This is a genomic window from Gordonia sp. NPDC062954, from assembly GCF_044543825.1.
GTDB lineage: Bacteria > Actinomycetota > Actinomycetes > Mycobacteriales > Mycobacteriaceae > Gordonia > Gordonia tangerina.
On record NZ_JBITWL010000002.1, the window covers coordinates 302552 to 317511 of the forward strand.

Sequence of the window (14960 nt, forward strand, 5' to 3'; positions counted from 1 at the left end):
CTCGCGACGTGCCGGCCACGCCACCCGGTGGGGCGATGCGGCGTTCGGTCAGCGTCCGAGCGGTCCGCGTCCCAGGCGCAACAACAGCATTGCCAACGTGTGGCCCTCTTGCCCGAGCTCGGCGAAGCGGTCGAGAACCTTCACCTCACGACTGTGCACCAACCGTGGGCCGCCGGAGGCCATCCGCGCTGCGCCGATCTTCTTCGACACCGCTGACCGTCGCTTGATGGCGGCGAGGATCATCGCATCGAGTCGGTCGATCTCCAGGCGCAGTTCATCGATGTCATCGGCCAACGTCGACACGTCGTCGGAGAGGTCATAGGCGTCCACATCGAACGGGGTGGCTGCGGTGGCTCGCTCGTCGGGGGTGTTGGCGTCGGTCACCCGGTCGATTTTGCCACGTGCCCGCCGCGACGTGAGACTGGACCGCATGCTGAGCAGGCGGACGATCTCGTCGGTGGCGATCGCGCTGATCGTGGCACAACTGGTGGTTCGTGGCTGGCTCGCCGCGACGGGCAACTTCTACTGGGACGACCTCGTGCTGATCGGCCGTGCGTCGTCGAATCCGATCCTGAGTTGGGACTACCTCGGGCACAGTCATGACGGGCATTTCATGCCGGCCGCCTTTCTGGTGGCCGGGGTGTCCACGGTGGTCGCGCCGGTCGATTGGCTGATACCGGCGGTGACCCTTGTGGCGTTGCAGGCGCTCGCCTCGCTGGCTGTGTGGCGGATGATCCGGGTGTTGGCGCCGCGGGCCGGGATCGGTGCGCTGGCGGCCTTGGCGTTCTACTTGTTCACGCCCATGACGGTGCCGGCCTTCGCGTGGTGGGCGGCAGCACTGAACTCGTTGCCGCTGCAGGCCGCGATGGCGTGGATCGTCGCCGACGCGGTGCTGCTGGTGCGGTCGCGTGGTCGCCGGCCCGATGCCCGATTGATCGTGATCCGGTCCGCGGTGGTTTTCGTCGTGGCACTGGCGTTCTTCGAGAAATCGCTGTTCATCCTGCCGGTCGCGTTCGCGGCCGCCACATTGAGCGCCCGGACCGCCGTCCGAACACCCCCGACCGGCACCGCGCCGGGTGCCGAATCGGACAGCCGGGACGTCCCGGCAGCGGATTCGGCATTGATCCGTGCCTTCACCGGGGCCCGCGCACTGTGGGTGGTGCTCAGTGGGGTGTTCGTGGTCTGGCTGATCGTCTTCTTCTCGGTGTCCGACGCCACCGCCGGTGAGCACTCGATCAGTCAGACCCTGCGCCTGGTGTGGCGATCGATCAACAATGCCGTGGTCCCGTCGTTCGCGGGCGGACCGTGGGAGTGGGAGCGGTGGGTGCCGAGCCCGCCGATGGGTTTCGCGCCCGTGTGGATGATCGTGCTCGGGTGGCTGGTGATCGCGGCGCTGGTCGTGTGGGCGGTCAGGACCCGGCACGGTGCGGCAGCGGTGGTGGCTTGCGCAGCCGGTTATGTCGTGGTGGCGCAGCTCCCGGTGATGTGGAACCGTTCGAGCGCGAACACGGCGTTGGAACTGGCCCAGACGATGCGGTACCTACCCGACACCGCAGTGGTGATCACCATCGCGATCGCGCTGATCGTCGGGTCGGGCGCACGGCAGCATCCGGCGGGGCGACATGTCGGTGAACGATCCGAGCGTGGGCAGACCGGTGTCGCAGTCGTCGCGCTCGTCGGTGCGTTTGCAGTGGCCTCGGCGATGGTTTCGCTGGCGTCCTTCTCGTCGTCGTGGCGCGACGACCCCACCGGCGACTACCTGGCCAACGCCAAACAGGCTCTCGCCCGCAACCAGGACCACACCATGTTCGATCAGGCCCTGCCGTTGGAGGTACTGCTGCCGGTGGCCTACCCGAACAACCAGATCAGCCACACGTTCGGACGCCTGCGCGAGCGTCCGAACTTCGGCGTGACCACCGACCGGCTCATGGTGCTCGACAACAGTGGCCACATGGTCGAGGGAGCGGTGACGCCGGCCCGCACGATCGAGCCCGGCAGCGGCGCTTGTGACCGACCGGAGATCGACGGTCCCACGGAGCTGTCCCTGTCCGGGCCGCTGCTGCAGTGGCGGTGGACGATCGCGGTCGGCTACTGCGCGAACATGCCGGGTCAGATCGAGATGGCCCTCGACGACGGACCTGCTCAGCGGGTGGATGTGCAAGCGGGTCTGCACGTCGTCTACGTCCAGCTCGAAGGCCGTGGGCGCGGAATTTCCGTGCGACCGCTGACCCCCGACTTGGCATTGCACACCGGGGAGGGGCGGGTCGGCGAGGTGGCCGACGCCCGTCTCGTCGGCTGAGGCGACGCAGCGCGCAGGGACGGGTACGGTCCAACGGTCCTGGTCAGGGCGCGCCGGCGACGTCGTTCGACAGGCTCAGCGGGTCTGTCGGCAGTCGGGGGTAGCCTTGTTTCCTGATGACAAGCTCTATCCGCGAGACGGCCGGGGGCTCCGCAGGAGCCCGTGACGAGGCCGCACCCGATGACCCCACCGCCCGCCTGCTCGACGGTCTCAACCCGCCTCAGCGCGCGGCGGTGCTGCACGCCGGATCGCCCCTGCTCATCGTGGCAGGCGCGGGATCGGGCAAGACCGCGGTGCTCACCCGGCGGATCGCCTACCTGCTCGCCGAGCGCGACACCACTCCCGGGCAGATCCTCGCGATCACGTTCACCAACAAGGCGGCCGCCGAGATGCGTGAGCGGGTCATCGACCTGGTGGGTCCGCGTGCGGCCTACATGTGGGTCTCGACCTTCCACTCCACCTGCGTGCGGATACTGCGGGCGCAGTCGGCGCTGTTGGGCAAGCGGAACTCTAATTTCTCGATCTACGACTCGGATGACTCGAAACGCTTGCTGGGCATGATCATCCGCGACATGGATCTCGACCCGAAGAAGTTCAGTGCACGCGGCGTGGCGGTCAGCATCTCCAACCTCAAGAACGAGTTGATCGCCCCGGATGAGGCCCTGGCGGCGGCGACCGACGACGAGCCGGCGGCCCTGGTGATCGCCCAGATTTATGCGGAGTACCAGCGGCGGCTGCTGTCGGCGAATGCGTTCGACTTCGACGACCTCATCGGCGAGACGGTGTCGTTGCTGCAGCGTCACCCGGAGGTGGCCGAATACTATCGCCGGCGCTTCCGGCACGTGATGGTCGACGAGTACCAGGACACCAACCACGCCCAGTACGTGTTCGTCCGGGAGCTCGTGGGGGACGAGAACACGGACTCGACGGTGTCCCCGTCGGAGCTGTGCGTCGTCGGTGACGCGGATCAGTCGATCTATGCCTTCCGCGGCGCCACCATCCGCAACATCGAGGAATTCGAGCGGGACTTCCCGAATGCCGAGACGATCCTGCTGGAGCAGAACTATCGCTCCACACAGACGATTCTGTCCGCGGCCAATGCAGTGATCGCCCGCAACCAGAATCGGCGCGACAAGAGACTCTGGACCGATTCCGGTGACGGCGAGCTGATCGTCGGGTATGTGGCCGACTCCGACCGCGACGAGTCGCTGTTCATCGCCAAGGAGATCGAGGATCTCACCGACTACTCGATCGGCGGCTCGTCGAGCCATTCGTACTCCGACATCGCCGTGTTCTATCGCACCAACACCGGATCCCGGCCACTGGAGGAGGTGTTCGTCCGGCACGGAATCCCGTACAAGGTGGTGGGTGGCACCAAGTTCTATGAGCGCAAGGAAGTACGTGACGTCGTCGCCTACCTTCGTGTGGTGGCCAATCCCGACGACTCGGTGAGTCTGCGGCGCATCCTGAACACCCCGCGCCGCGGCATCGGCGATCGTGCCGAAGCATGTGTGGCCGTGCATTCGGAGAACATGGGGATCAGCTTCTATGAAGCGCTGCTGGAGGGGGCCGAGGGCAAGGTTCCGCTGCTGAACACGCGTGCGGTGAAACAGATCGGCGGATTCGTCGATCTCATCGAGGGGCTCCGCAACGATTTCGTGGCGAGGTTCGGTGGAGCGGGCGAGGCCGGTGAGGATGTTGCCGTCGTGGACGCCACGGAGGAGGGTGCCGACATCGGTGAGTTGGTCGACGCCATCGTCGAGCGCACCGGGTATCGCGCCGAACTCGAGGCATCCCGGGACCCGCAGGATGGTGCCCGCCTCGACAACATCAACGAACTCGTTGCCGTCGCAAGGGAATTCAGTGCAGATGCGGCAGGGCTGGCCGCAGTCGACGACATCGACCTCGATGGCCTCGACGCCGACGCAGCCGAGGCTGCCGAAGGGCAGCCGGAACCCGGATCGCTGGCCGCCTTCCTGGAGAAGGTGTCACTCGTCGCCGACGCCGATCAGGTGCCTGACGAGGGTGACGGCGTGGTGACGTTGATGACGCTGCACACCGCAAAAGGTCTCGAGTTCCCGGTCGTCTTCGTAACCGGTTGGGAGGATGGACATTTCCCGCACATGCGCGCCCTTGGCGATCCGGCCGAACTCAGCGAGGAGCGCCGTCTCGCCTATGTGGGTATCACGCGTGCAAAGGAACGTCTGTATCTCACCCGGTCGATGACCCGGGCGTCTTGGGGGCAGCCGGTGTCCAACCCGGAATCTCGTTTCCTGCAAGAGATACCGCAGCATCTGCTCGACTGGCGACGCACCGAGCCACGCCGATCGACAAGCCGCCATCTCGGTTCTTCCGGTGGGGTATTCGGGCGCGGGGACTCGGGTTTCGGCAGCGATCGACTCGGCCGGTCCTCGTACTCCTCGGATCCCACCCGCGGTCGCAACAAACAGGTGCACTATGACGTCGGCGACCGCATCAATCATCCCAAGTACGGGATGGGCAAAGCAGTGGAGAAGCAGGGCAATGGTGCGACCGAGCGAATCACCTTCGACTTCGGTGGCAACGTCGGGCGGGTCACGCTACTGACCGCTGGTGGTCTCCCCGGCGACAAACTTTAGCCCGGCCTCCCGCAAACGCACCACAGGCTCCCAGCGCGCTCAGCACGGAGGCCGACAGAACCAACCCGGTTCTGTCGGCTGCCGTGCTGGGCGCGTTGGGGAGCCGGGGGAGCGCGGTGACTAACCGCCGGTGTAGCCGGACAGCGTCACGCCGTGCTGGGCGAGCCAGGGGGCGGGGTCGATCTTGGTGGTGCCGTTCTTCCACACCTCGAAGTGAACGTGCGGGCCCGTGGAGAAGCCTTCGTTGCCGACCAGCGCGATGACGTCGCCTGCGGTGACGTGCTGGCCCGGCTGGACCAGAACCCCGGACGAGGACATGTGGCCGTACATGGTGATGGTGCCGTCGTCGGCGCGGATCTGGACCCAGTTGCCGTAACCGGAGGCCGGCCCGGCCTCGACGACGACGCCGTCGGTAACGGCATGGATCGGAGTACCCAGCGGGGCGGCCAGGTCGATGCCGCCGTGGAAGGTTCCCCAGCGCATCGCGAAGGTGGACGTGAAGTCGTAGGCACCGAGGGGGATGGGTGATTCGAACATCGGCCGACGAGCGAGCGCCTCCGCTTTCGCCTCGGCGGCGGCGCGGGCCTCGCCGACAGCCAGCTGGTCGGTGAAGGTGCTCAGGTCCTTGGTCGGCGTCGTGGCGGCCAGGCCCGGCCCGAGGTCGGGTGTCTGGCCGGTGGTGCCGACGTTGGCCGTGTTGGAGGGTGCGGGAGCCGAGGCGTTGTCGGCGGAGCCCACCTGCGCCACGGCGGCGACCGCAGCGCCTGCCGCCATCGCGATGAGTGCGGCCCGCCCACCCTTGAGGGCCGTCGGCGGGGCGCTGATGCGGTGTTTGCCGCCCTTACGCGTCGCGCCGGAGGACGGGCGGGTACGGAACGGCTTCTCACCGTCGGAAAGCGGTAGCGGCAGCTCGCCGCTCTCGGTGCTGGTGAGGGAGAAGGTGTCGGGGCGAGCGCCCTCCATGTCGAACGGCTCGTCGTACTCGTAGCCGTCGAACTCGCTCTCCGGGATCAGGATGTCCTGGGTGATCTCGGAGCGAGTGGGGCGGTAGTAGCGGTCCCAGGTGCTCGAATCCCAGGTCTCGTCGGTGGACTCCCACGCAGGTGCGGCGTCGGCGAACTCATCGATCGGGATGATCGTGGTGACCTCGGTGCCGTTGTCCTCGTCGCGGGCGGGTGGGTGCCCGGTGGTCGCGACCGGCCGGCTGGAGTAGCCACGTCCCGTCAAATCGTCCACCTCATCTCTCTGTTAGCGAGGACTACCCGTTACCGCCTGTAATCCTTTTGTGATCTGCCAGCCGACGGTAACGAAATGATTGCGGCAAGTCCAACGGTGTGGCCCCAAAACCCCGTGTTCTGTGAGGCGGGTCACAACAAAACCCTGCGCGCTCAGGTGTCGCGAAGGCAGACTTCGCCATCGTGTACCCACTGTCGGTCCATCGGCGGACGACCCATCAGAGCACAGGCCTCGCGGCGAGGTCGGTGCAGGGGTCATGAGAGTGCCAGATCGCCGACCGACCGAGTGATCTGTCGCACAAGCGGTGGGTGCGCCGACAAAGCCCATACGCGGCAGGTTTAGAGTCCGATATGGCCCGCACAACACCCCTGCGGTGTTACATCCTTCTGCGGACAAATCTACGAGATGGTGAGCTGAATGGATCTCTTCGAATACCAGGCGAAGGAACTTTTCGCCAAGCACGAGGTGCCCACCTCGGCCGGCCGCGTTACCGACACGGTCGCCGGGGCACGTGAGATTGCCGAGGAAATCGGCAAGCCGGTGATGGTCAAGGCCCAGGTCAAGGTCGGTGGCCGTGGCAAGGCCGGCGGCGTGAAGTACTCCAAGGACGTCGACGAAGCCGTCGCGAACGCCGAGTCGATCCTCGGCCTCGACATCAAGGGCCACGTCGTCAAGAAGCTGCTGGTCGCAGAGGCGAGTGACATCGCCGAGGAGTACTACATCTCCTTCCTGCTCGACCGCACCAACCGCACCTACCTGGCCATGTGCTCGGTGGAGGGTGGCGTCGAGATCGAGGTCACCGCCGAGGAGAACCCCGACGCCCTCGCCCGCATCCCCGTCGACGCCGTCAAGGGCGTCGACCTCGCGTTCGCGCGCAGCATCGCCGAGGCCGGCAAACTGCCCGCCGAGGTGCTCGACGCCGCAGCGGTCACCATCCAGAAGCTCTGGGAGGTCTTCATCAACGAGGACGCTCTCCTGGTCGAGGTCAACCCGCTGGTCCGCACCCCCGACGACCAGATCCTCGCTCTGGACGGCAAGGTCACCCTCGACGCCAACGCCGACTTCCGTCAGCCCGGCCACGAGGCGTTCGAGGACAAAGAGGCCACCGACCCGCTCGAGCTCAAGGCCAAGGAGAACGATCTCAACTACGTCAAGCTCGACGGCCAGGTCGGCATCATCGGCAACGGCGCGGGCCTGGTCATGTCGACCCTCGACGTCGTCGCCTATGCCGGTGAGGCGCACCAGGGTGTCAAGCCGGCCAACTTCCTCGACATCGGCGGCGGCGCCTCGGCCGAGGTGATGGCTGCGGGCCTCGACGTCATCCTGGGCGACGAGCAGGTCAAAAGCGTCTTCGTGAACGTCTTCGGCGGCATCACCGCGTGCGACGCGGTCGCCAACGGTATCGTCGGCGCGCTGAACAAGCTCGGCGACGAGGCGAACAAGCCCCTGGTCGTCCGGCTGGACGGCAACAAGGTCGAAGAGGGCCGCAAGATCCTGGCCGACGCGAACCACCCGCTGGTGACGCTGGCCGAGACCATGGACTCCGGCGCCGACAAGGCCGCCGAACTGGCGAGCAAGTAGGAGCAGCAGAATGTCCATCTTTCTGAACAAAGACAACAAGGTCATCGTCCAGGGCATCACCGGCGGTGAGGGCACCAAGCACACCGCGCTGATGCTCAAGGCCGGCACCAACATCGTCGGCGGCGTCAACGCCCGCAAGGCCGGCACCACCGTCAGCCACGACGGCGGCGTGGAGCTGCCGGTGTTCGGTTCGGTGTCGGAGGCCATGAAGGAGACCGGCGCCGACACGTCGATCGCCTTCGTGCCGCCGAAGTTCGCCAAGGACGCCATCATCGAGGCCATCGACGCCGAGATCCCGCTGCTCGTGGTCATCACCGAGGGAATCCCGGTGCAGGACAGCGCCTACGCCTGGGCGTACAACCAGTCCAAGGGCAACAAGACCCGCATCATCGGACCCAACTGTCCGGGCATCATCACGCCGGGTGAGTCGCTGGTCGGCATCACGCCGAACAACATCACCGGCACCGGCCCGATCGGTCTGGTGTCCAAGTCGGGCACGTTGACCTACCAGATGATGTACGAACTGCGTGACATCGGCTTCTCCACCGCCATCGGCATCGGCGGCGACCCGGTCATCGGCACCACCCACATCGACGCCATCGAGGCGTTCGAGAAGGACCCCGACACCAAAGTGATCGTCATGATCGGCGAGATCGGTGGCGATGCCGAAGAACGCGCCGCCGACTACATCAAGGCCAACGTCTCCAAGCCGGTCGTCGGCTACGTTGCCGGTTTCACCGCGCCCGAGGGCAAGACCATGGGTCACGCCGGCGCCATCGTATCGGGCAGTTCGGGCACCGCGCAGGCCAAGAAGGAGGCCCTCGAGGCCGCCGGCGTCAAGGTCGGCAAGACGCCGAGCGAGACCGCCAAGCTGGCTCGGGAGCTCTACCAGGGCCTGTGACGTAACGCTTTCGACAACGAGGTGGCCGTTGTCCCCGTCCGGGGGATGACGGCCACCTCGTTTTGTGCAGTGCGCTGTCCCTGCGGGCGACTACGATTCATCCGTGGGTGAAGACAACGAGGTGCCGCGGGAGGTCGTGCTCGCCCTCGGCGCGGCGGCAGTCGGTGCTCGCGCGGTCGCGATGTCTGCCCGGCTGTCGAGGTCTGCGGTGCGTACGGCGCTTCGTCTTCCGGTCATCGGGCCTGCCGGCCGCCGCGGCCTCGATCGCCTCGAGGCCGAAGGCGAGCGCGTCGCGGAGCTGATGCCGACGGTGGTCGACCTCGGCAAGAAGCTGGTGGTCGCCGTGGTGTCCGCGATCATCGCCGAGATGGATCTGACCGGGTTGGTTCGGGACAACGTCGACCTGAACGAGGTCGCCGCAGCCCTCGATATCGAGGCGATCCTGGATCGAGTCGACCTGGATGCCGTGATCCGTGACCGCCTTGATCTGAACGGCGCCGTCGCCCTGGTGGACCTTGACGCCATCGCGGCCACGCTCGACATCGACGCCATTGCAGCGCGGATCGACATCGAAGCCATCCTCGGTCGGGTGGACATGATCGGGCTGGCCGATGAGATCATCGACGGTGTCGATCTGCCCGACATCATCCGTGAGGCGTCCACGTCGGTGACCGCGGATGTGATGACCGACGTGCGCAGCACCAGCGAGCGCGCCGACGACGCGGTCGCCAACGTGGTGGGCCGCATCCTGCGGCGGCGCGTCGTCGACGCAGCTCAGAGCAGTCACGCCGATGAGTGACACCGATCGGGTCGGACCGCTTCGGCACACGCACATGCCTGCGATCCACGACACCACCAAGAGCGCCGGCATCGTCAGTCGAGGTGTCGCTGCGACGTTGGATCTGCTGGTGGTGCTGGCGATTCTGAGTAGCGCCTATCTCGGGTACGCCATGGTGCGGTTGCTGTTCAGCATCCGCGATTTCGCGTTCCCGCAACCGAATGCGGTCTTCACCGCAACCGGCTTCATCGTCGTGTCGGTCGGCTATCTGGCGCTGTGTTGGGCGGTGTCGGGACGCACTCTCGGGTGTGTGGCGATGGGTCTGCGTGTGGTCGGGCGTAAGGGGGGACGCATGCGCCCGGTCACCGCGCTGCTGCGGGCCTTTCTATGCGTGTTCTTCGCCGTCGGATTGGCCTGGGTGGCAGTGCATCCGGAGCGGCGATCGGTGGCCGACATGGTTCTGCGCACCCGCGTGGTCTATTCGCGCTGACCGCCCGACACCTCGGCCACGGACTTCAAGGCGGCCAGCCCCTTCTCGAAATCCTTGCCGATCATCCGGTCGAACAGTCCCAGCGGTGCGGCGATGCGCGAGAACATCGAGTGCGGGCCGGTCATTGTCCACGTCACCTCGGTTTGGGCGCCCCGGGGTGCCATAGTGAACACGCTGGTGCTGGTCGATGACATGGGCTTCTCGAACGCCACCGCCACGGCCACTCGCGTGGGTTCGGTGACCTCGATGACCTCCATGGTGCCTTTGCCCGCCTTGCGGTTTCCCGACCATGCATACTTCGCACCGACTCCGCTGTCGGCGCCTGAATAGTCGCGGTGCAAATCGGGATCGAGGTCCTCCCACGGTGACCACCGTTGCCACTCATGCAGATCGACGAGGAGCGGGTAGATCCGATCTGGCAGCGCCGCGATCGTCGTGTTCCGGGTCACGGTGTACTCGCCCATGGTGTTTCTCCTGCTCGGGGGTAGGTGCATGCAGTATGACCGAGGGGGATGCGGGAGTTCATCGGTCGACGCGCCCGTAGGGTGGAATCGTGACCGACCAACGCCGCGTCGATACCCGCACAGTGGTCGACCTCGTTGTCGACCGGGGCACCTGGCAGTCCTGGGACGGACCAGCCGATCCGGGGTCGGACGAATCCGACTACGGAGCCGCACGTGACCGCGCGCGGGACCGAACCGGTGTCGACGAATCGGTTGTCACCGGCTGCGGTCTGATCGGCGGACATCGCGTGGCGATGGTGATCAGCGAGTTCGGATTCCTCGGCGGGTCGATCGGTCGGGCCGCGGGACAGCGCGTGGTGGCTGCCGTCGAACGGGCGACCCGGGAACGGATTGCGGTGCTCGCGCTGCCGTCGTCGGGCGGCACCCGGATGCAGGAGGGTACCCCGGCCTTTCTGCAGATGGTGGCGATCACCGGTGCGGTCAACGCGCACAGGGCCGCCGGGCTCGCCTATCTGGTGTATCTACGTCATCCGACGACCGGAGGTGTGTTCGCCTCCTGGGGTTCGCTCGGCCACATCACGTGGGCCCAGCCGTCGGCGCTGGTGGGCTTTCTGGGCCCGCGCGTGTACGAGGGGCTCTACGGTGAGCCGTTTCCGGCCGAGGTGCAAACGTCGGAGAATCTTCTCGCACACGGACTCGTGGACGCCGTGTTCGGATTGGACAGGCTCGGCAGCCATGCGGGACGGCTACTGGCGCTGCTCGCACCCGTCGCCGTCGAGCCCGTGTCCGCGCTGCCCGACGACCCGCCGATGTCCGACGCCTGGTCTGCGGTGGTAGCCACCCGGTCGCCGGGACGGCCCGGGCTCGCCGAGGTCCTCGATCCCGACCATTCGGTGGTGCTCCGCGGTGATGCTCCGATCTGGCTGGCGCTGAGTCGATTCGGCGGTCGGACAGCGGTTGTCGTCGGGCAGGATCGGGTGCGTCAGGCGGCCGGGCAACTCATCGGGCCGGCCGATCTGCGCGTCGCTCGCCGCGGCATGGCGATGGCCGCTGATCTGCGGTTGCCGGTGGTGACGATCATCGACACCCCGGGCGCAGAGTTGTCGGTTGACGCGGAACAAGGCGGACTGTCCGGTGAGATCGCCCGTTGCACATCTGAATTGGTGCAGCTCACGGTGCCGACCGTGTCGGTGCTGCTCGGGCAGGGAGCGGGTGGGGCCGCCCTCGCGTTGTTCCCCGCGGATACGCGGATAGCCGCCGCGGACGCGTGGCTGTCGCCACTACCCCCCGAGGGTGCGAGCGTCATCGTCCACCACGACACCGTGCACGCCGCCGAGCTCGCGGATCACCAAGGCATCGCCGCTGCCGCATTGTCTGCGAACGGCACCGTCGATCGGATCGTCGACGTCACTGCCGACAGCGGTGTCCGAGCACTACGAAGCGTCGTCGCCGAAGCGCTGGCCACCCGCACGCGTCCGTCGATGCGACGGCGCACCCGCACACCCGGAGCAGACTGGTGACCCGCCGGATCGTCGGTGTCGGCGCCATCGTCTGGGACGCCGACGATCGGTTGCTGCTGGTGCAACGGCGACACCCGCCGCAGGCTGGGCGGTGGACAGTTCCGGGCGGCAAGCTGGAACCCGGAGAGACCCTATCCGCGGCCGTCACCCGCGAGGTGGCCGAGGAGACCGGCCTGCGCGTCGACGTCGGCGAGAAGGCCTGGGTGGTCGACATTCCCGCCGACGACGATGTGGTGTTCGAGGTGCACGACTTCGTCGCCGAGGTGCGTGCGGGCACGTTGCGGGCCGGCGACGACGCGGCCGATGCACGATGGGTGTCGGTGGTCGAACTCGGCGAGCTACCGCTGACCGCCGGACTGATCGAGCACCTCGAACGACATGGTTTGATGCGCACAGCCGCAACGGAGAGGACGACATGACCGACCTGCTACCCCTGAATCCCGACGAGCTGCTCACCACCACCCGGTCGGTGCGCAAACGTCTCGACCTTGCGCGGCCGGTACCGTTGGAGGTCGTCAAGGAAGCACTCGAGGTGGCGCTGCAGGCGCCGACCGGTAGCAACAGTCAGACGTGGCACTGGATCGTGCTCACCGATCCCGAGATCAAGCAGAAGGTCGCCGATCTGTACGCGAAGTCGTTCGCCGCGTACTCGGCCAATCAGCCGCGCCGTGACGACACCGCCCGTCGGGTGGCGTCGAGCGCCCAGTATCTCGCCGACACCATGGCGCAGGTGCCGGTGCTGGTGATCGGCGCCATCTACAGCGGGGGAGAGCTGCCCGAAGGGAACCAGGCCGGTCTGTGGGGTTCGCTCCTCCCGGGTGCCTGGAGCCTGCAGTTGGCGCTGCGGGCGCGCGGATTGGGTTCGGCATGGACCACGCTGCACCTCGTGTACGAGAAGGAGGTGGCCGAGATCCTGGGCATCCCGGACAACGTGCATCAGGGGGTGCTGCTCCCGGTGGCCTACTACACCGGCACCGACTTCAAACCGGCCGGCCGCAAGCCCCTCGAGGACATCCTGCACGTCAACGGGTGGTGATGGGAGCCGTCATGATGGTTGCGGCCCGGTAGAGTCCGAATTCACCATGACCACGTCACCGTCGCCCGAGCAGCCTCCGCGCACGCGCCGAGGCCAGGCGAAGGCGGCGCGCCGCGCCGAGCTCCTCGAGGCCGCGGCCCGCCTGATGGCCGAGCGGGGTTTCGCGGGCGTCACGCTGGAGGACATCGGCCGTGCCGTCGGGGTGAGTGGTCCCGCCATGTACCGGCACTTCTCGTCCAAGACCGATCTGCTCGATCAGATGCTGGTGGACATCAGCCAGCGGCTGCACGAGGGTGGTGCCGAGGTGGTTGCCGGCGACGCCGAACCCGGCGAGACGTTGCGTGACCTGATCGGGTTCCACATCGATGTGCTGGTCACCAAACCGGATCTGATCACCGTGCAGGACCGAGATCTCACATCGATGACCGACTCCGCGAACCACCAGGTGCGGTCACTGCAACGTCGCTACGTCGAACAGTGGGTGGACGTGCTGCTCGCGCTCGCCGGCGAACGTGGCGTGGATCTGACCCGGGCGGAGGCGCGGGTACGAGTCCACGCGACGTTCGGGCTGCTGAACTCATCGCCGCGGTTGCCGGCATTCGGGGCCGACGATCTGCGATCGGTGCTGACGACGATGGCATGGTCGGCGTTGTTGGCGTAGCGGTCGTCTCGTGGTGTGCGTGGGCCAGGTCGGGCTTGCTGTTCGGCGAACGACCGGGACCCTGCAACCGTCGCAATATGAGACGACAGCGCGAATCCCGTGCGGCTTCCGGATCCGAGCGCAATCGTGGGACTGCGTGCACTATTGCGCGCCTCGACCACGACGGAGGACCCCGACATGAAGGCGCTCGTGTATCACGGCCCTGGGCAGAAAGCCTGGGAAGACGTTCCGGACCCGACGGTGATCGACCCGACCGACGCCGTCGTACGCATGGAGACCACCACGATCTGCGGTACCGATCTGCACATTCTCAAAGGCGATGTCCCCGCGGTCACCGCTGGACGTGTCCTGGGCCATGAGGGCGTCGGCGTGGTCACCGAGGTCGGTCCTGACTGCAGCAAGGTCAAGGTCGGAGATCGGGTGATCATCTCGTGCGTCACCAAATGTGGGACCTGTGAGTACTGCCGTTCCGGGATGACCTCGCACTGTCAGACAGTCGGCGGGATCGGCTGGATCTTCGGCCATCTGATCGACGGAACGCAAGCCGAGTACGTCCGAGTCCCCTTTGCCGACAACGGACTCATCCCGCTTCCGGATGGCGTCTCCGCAGAACAGGGGACGATGCTCAGCGACATCCTGCCGACCGGATTCGAGATCGGTGTTCTCTACGGCGCGGTCAAGAAGGGTGATGTGGTCGCCGTGGTCGGTGTCGGACCGGTGGGTCTGGCTGCGGTAATGACGGCATCGGCCCAAGGTGCGGCCAAAGTCATCGCGGTGGACGGCAACAAGTTTCGGCTGGAACAGTCCAGGGACTTCGGAGCCACCGACACCATCGACGTCAATGCGGGAGACGACGTCGTCGCCAAGCTCAAGGAACTCAGTCGCGATGGACTCGGCGTCGACGTGTCGATCGAGGCTGTCGGGATACCGGCCACCTTCACTCTGGCGCTCGACAGCGTCCGGCCGGGCGGTCACGTGGCCAACGTCGGCGTCCACGGTGAGAGCGTGAACTTTCCTATCGAACGCGATTGGATCAACAACTTGACCATCACCACCGGGCTGGTGAACGCCACCACCGCTCCCGAATTGCTCGAGCGGATCCAACGGGGCGAGATCCAACCGGAGAAGTTCATCACCCACCGATTCACCTTCGACGAGATCGATGCTGCCTACGAGACCTTTTCGAACGCGGCCGACGAGCATGCGTTGAAGGTGATCATCTCGCGGGCGTGAATCGCAATCTCGATGCGCCAATTCGCCCGAGTGGTTGCGCGATCCTTCTGTGATGTATCGGGACATCGGTGACGTTTCTGCATCTGGACATTGGTGACACTTGGTGTGTCAGGACTTCGGTGACGGTGCGGTCTTCTTGGTGG

General features: G+C 66.4%; 14 protein-coding genes. 11 read left to right on the plus strand and 3 right to left on the minus strand.

The window, feature by feature from the left end; all coding sequences use genetic code 11:
* Window positions 1-48 precede the first annotated feature (48 nt).
* Window positions 49-432 carry a chorismate mutase gene (locus ACIGKQ_RS04040; RefSeq protein WP_268900517.1) on the minus strand — a complete coding sequence of 128 codons (384 nt, stop codon included), beginning with the start codon at window positions 430-432 and terminating at the stop codon, window positions 49-51.
* Between ACIGKQ_RS04040 and ACIGKQ_RS04045 the strand changes: the two genes are divergently transcribed.
* Entirely contained in the window at window positions 431-2299 is a 1869-nt protein-coding gene (locus tag ACIGKQ_RS04045; protein ID WP_396572425.1) for a hypothetical protein, read from the plus strand. The genes ACIGKQ_RS04040 and ACIGKQ_RS04045 overlap by 2 nt on opposite strands.
* Window positions 2300-2415: 116 nt before the next feature.
* On the plus strand, window positions 2416-4917 hold the full coding sequence (locus ACIGKQ_RS04050; RefSeq protein ID WP_396572427.1) for a UvrD-helicase domain-containing protein: 2502 nt from the start codon (window positions 2416-2418) through the stop codon (window positions 4915-4917).
* A gap of 120 nt (window positions 4918-5037) precedes the next feature.
* On the opposite strand, the gene ACIGKQ_RS04055 is transcribed toward ACIGKQ_RS04050, so the two are convergent.
* A complete protein-coding gene (locus ACIGKQ_RS04055; protein WP_396572429.1) occupies window positions 5038-6153 on the minus strand; it encodes a M23 family metallopeptidase in 1116 nt (371 codons plus the stop codon).
* A 417-nt stretch (window positions 6154-6570) separates the two neighbouring features.
* Between ACIGKQ_RS04055 and sucC the strand changes: the two genes are divergently transcribed.
* From sucC to ACIGKQ_RS04075, 4 genes are all read left to right on the plus strand, one after another.
* Window positions 6571-7734: an ADP-forming succinate--CoA ligase subunit beta gene (gene sucC, locus ACIGKQ_RS04060; RefSeq protein ID WP_266059843.1), complete on the plus strand. Its 1164-nt coding sequence runs from the start codon at window positions 6571-6573 to the stop codon at window positions 7732-7734.
* A gap of 10 nt (window positions 7735-7744) precedes the next feature.
* Entirely contained in the window at window positions 7745-8635 is an 891-nt protein-coding gene (gene sucD, locus ACIGKQ_RS04065; RefSeq protein WP_235724758.1) for a succinate--CoA ligase subunit alpha, read from the plus strand.
* Between the two features lie 103 nt (window positions 8636-8738).
* Entirely contained in the window at window positions 8739-9434 is a 696-nt protein-coding gene (locus ACIGKQ_RS04070) for a hypothetical protein (protein WP_396572431.1), read from the plus strand.
* A complete protein-coding gene (locus tag ACIGKQ_RS04075) occupies window positions 9427-9903 on the plus strand; it encodes an RDD family protein (protein ID WP_235724755.1) in 477 nt (158 codons plus the stop codon). The genes ACIGKQ_RS04070 and ACIGKQ_RS04075 overlap by 8 nt, the downstream gene beginning before the upstream one ends.
* Here the strand turns inward: ACIGKQ_RS04075 and ACIGKQ_RS04080 are convergent.
* A complete protein-coding gene (locus ACIGKQ_RS04080) occupies window positions 9891-10367 on the minus strand; it encodes an SRPBCC family protein (protein WP_235724754.1) in 477 nt (158 codons plus the stop codon). The genes ACIGKQ_RS04075 and ACIGKQ_RS04080 overlap by 13 nt on opposite strands.
* Before the next feature lie 89 nt (window positions 10368-10456).
* Between ACIGKQ_RS04080 and ACIGKQ_RS04085 the strand changes: the two genes are divergently transcribed.
* The 5 genes from ACIGKQ_RS04085 (at window position 10457) to ACIGKQ_RS04105 (ending at window position 14817) form a co-directional block, all read left to right on the plus strand.
* Window positions 10457-11887 (plus strand): carboxyl transferase domain-containing protein, encoded by a 1431-nt coding sequence (locus ACIGKQ_RS04085; RefSeq protein ID WP_235724753.1) that lies wholly within the window; start codon window positions 10457-10459, stop codon window positions 11885-11887.
* Complete coding sequence (locus tag ACIGKQ_RS04090) at window positions 11884-12306, plus strand: NUDIX hydrolase (protein WP_396572434.1); 423 nt, start codon at window positions 11884-11886, stop codon at window positions 12304-12306. The genes ACIGKQ_RS04085 and ACIGKQ_RS04090 overlap by 4 nt, the downstream gene beginning before the upstream one ends.
* The gene (locus ACIGKQ_RS04095) at window positions 12303-12923 is read left to right on the plus strand and encodes a nitroreductase family protein (protein ID WP_287015804.1); all 621 of its coding nucleotides are present in this window, start codon (window positions 12303-12305) and stop codon (window positions 12921-12923) included. Before ACIGKQ_RS04090 ends, ACIGKQ_RS04095 begins: the two co-directional genes overlap by 4 nt.
* A 46-nt stretch (window positions 12924-12969) precedes the next feature.
* Window positions 12970-13584: a TetR/AcrR family transcriptional regulator gene (locus tag ACIGKQ_RS04100; protein WP_287015803.1), complete on the plus strand. Its 615-nt coding sequence runs from the start codon at window positions 12970-12972 to the stop codon at window positions 13582-13584.
* Between the two features lie 177 nt (window positions 13585-13761).
* Window positions 13762-14817: an alcohol dehydrogenase catalytic domain-containing protein gene (locus ACIGKQ_RS04105; protein ID WP_396572436.1), complete on the plus strand. Its 1056-nt coding sequence runs from the start codon at window positions 13762-13764 to the stop codon at window positions 14815-14817.
* Window positions 14818-14960: the final 143 nt, after the last annotated feature.

Coding starts and splice junctions, on each gene's coding strand:
- ACIGKQ_RS04095 (WP_287015804.1), top strand. CDS start 12,303: ATGACCGACCTGCTACCCCTGAATCCCGACGAGCTGCTCACCACCACC.
- ACIGKQ_RS04080 (WP_235724754.1), bottom strand. CDS start 10,367: ATGGGCGAGTACACCGTGACCCGGAACACGACGATCGCGGCGCTGCCA.
- sucC (WP_266059843.1), top strand. CDS start 6,571: ATGGATCTCTTCGAATACCAGGCGAAGGAACTTTTCGCCAAGCACGAG.
- ACIGKQ_RS04040 (WP_268900517.1), bottom strand. CDS start 432: ATGCGGTCCAGTCTCACGTCGCGGCGGGCACGTGGCAAAATCGACCGG.
- ACIGKQ_RS04100 (WP_287015803.1), top strand. CDS start 12,970: ATGACCACGTCACCGTCGCCCGAGCAGCCTCCGCGCACGCGCCGAGGC.
- sucD (WP_235724758.1), top strand. CDS start 7,745: ATGTCCATCTTTCTGAACAAAGACAACAAGGTCATCGTCCAGGGCATC.
- ACIGKQ_RS04050 (WP_396572427.1), top strand. CDS start 2,416: ATGACAAGCTCTATCCGCGAGACGGCCGGGGGCTCCGCAGGAGCCCGT.
- ACIGKQ_RS04105 (WP_396572436.1), top strand. CDS start 13,762: ATGAAGGCGCTCGTGTATCACGGCCCTGGGCAGAAAGCCTGGGAAGAC.
- ACIGKQ_RS04045 (WP_396572425.1), top strand. CDS start 431: ATGCTGAGCAGGCGGACGATCTCGTCGGTGGCGATCGCGCTGATCGTG.
- ACIGKQ_RS04075 (WP_235724755.1), top strand. CDS start 9,427: ATGAGTGACACCGATCGGGTCGGACCGCTTCGGCACACGCACATGCCT.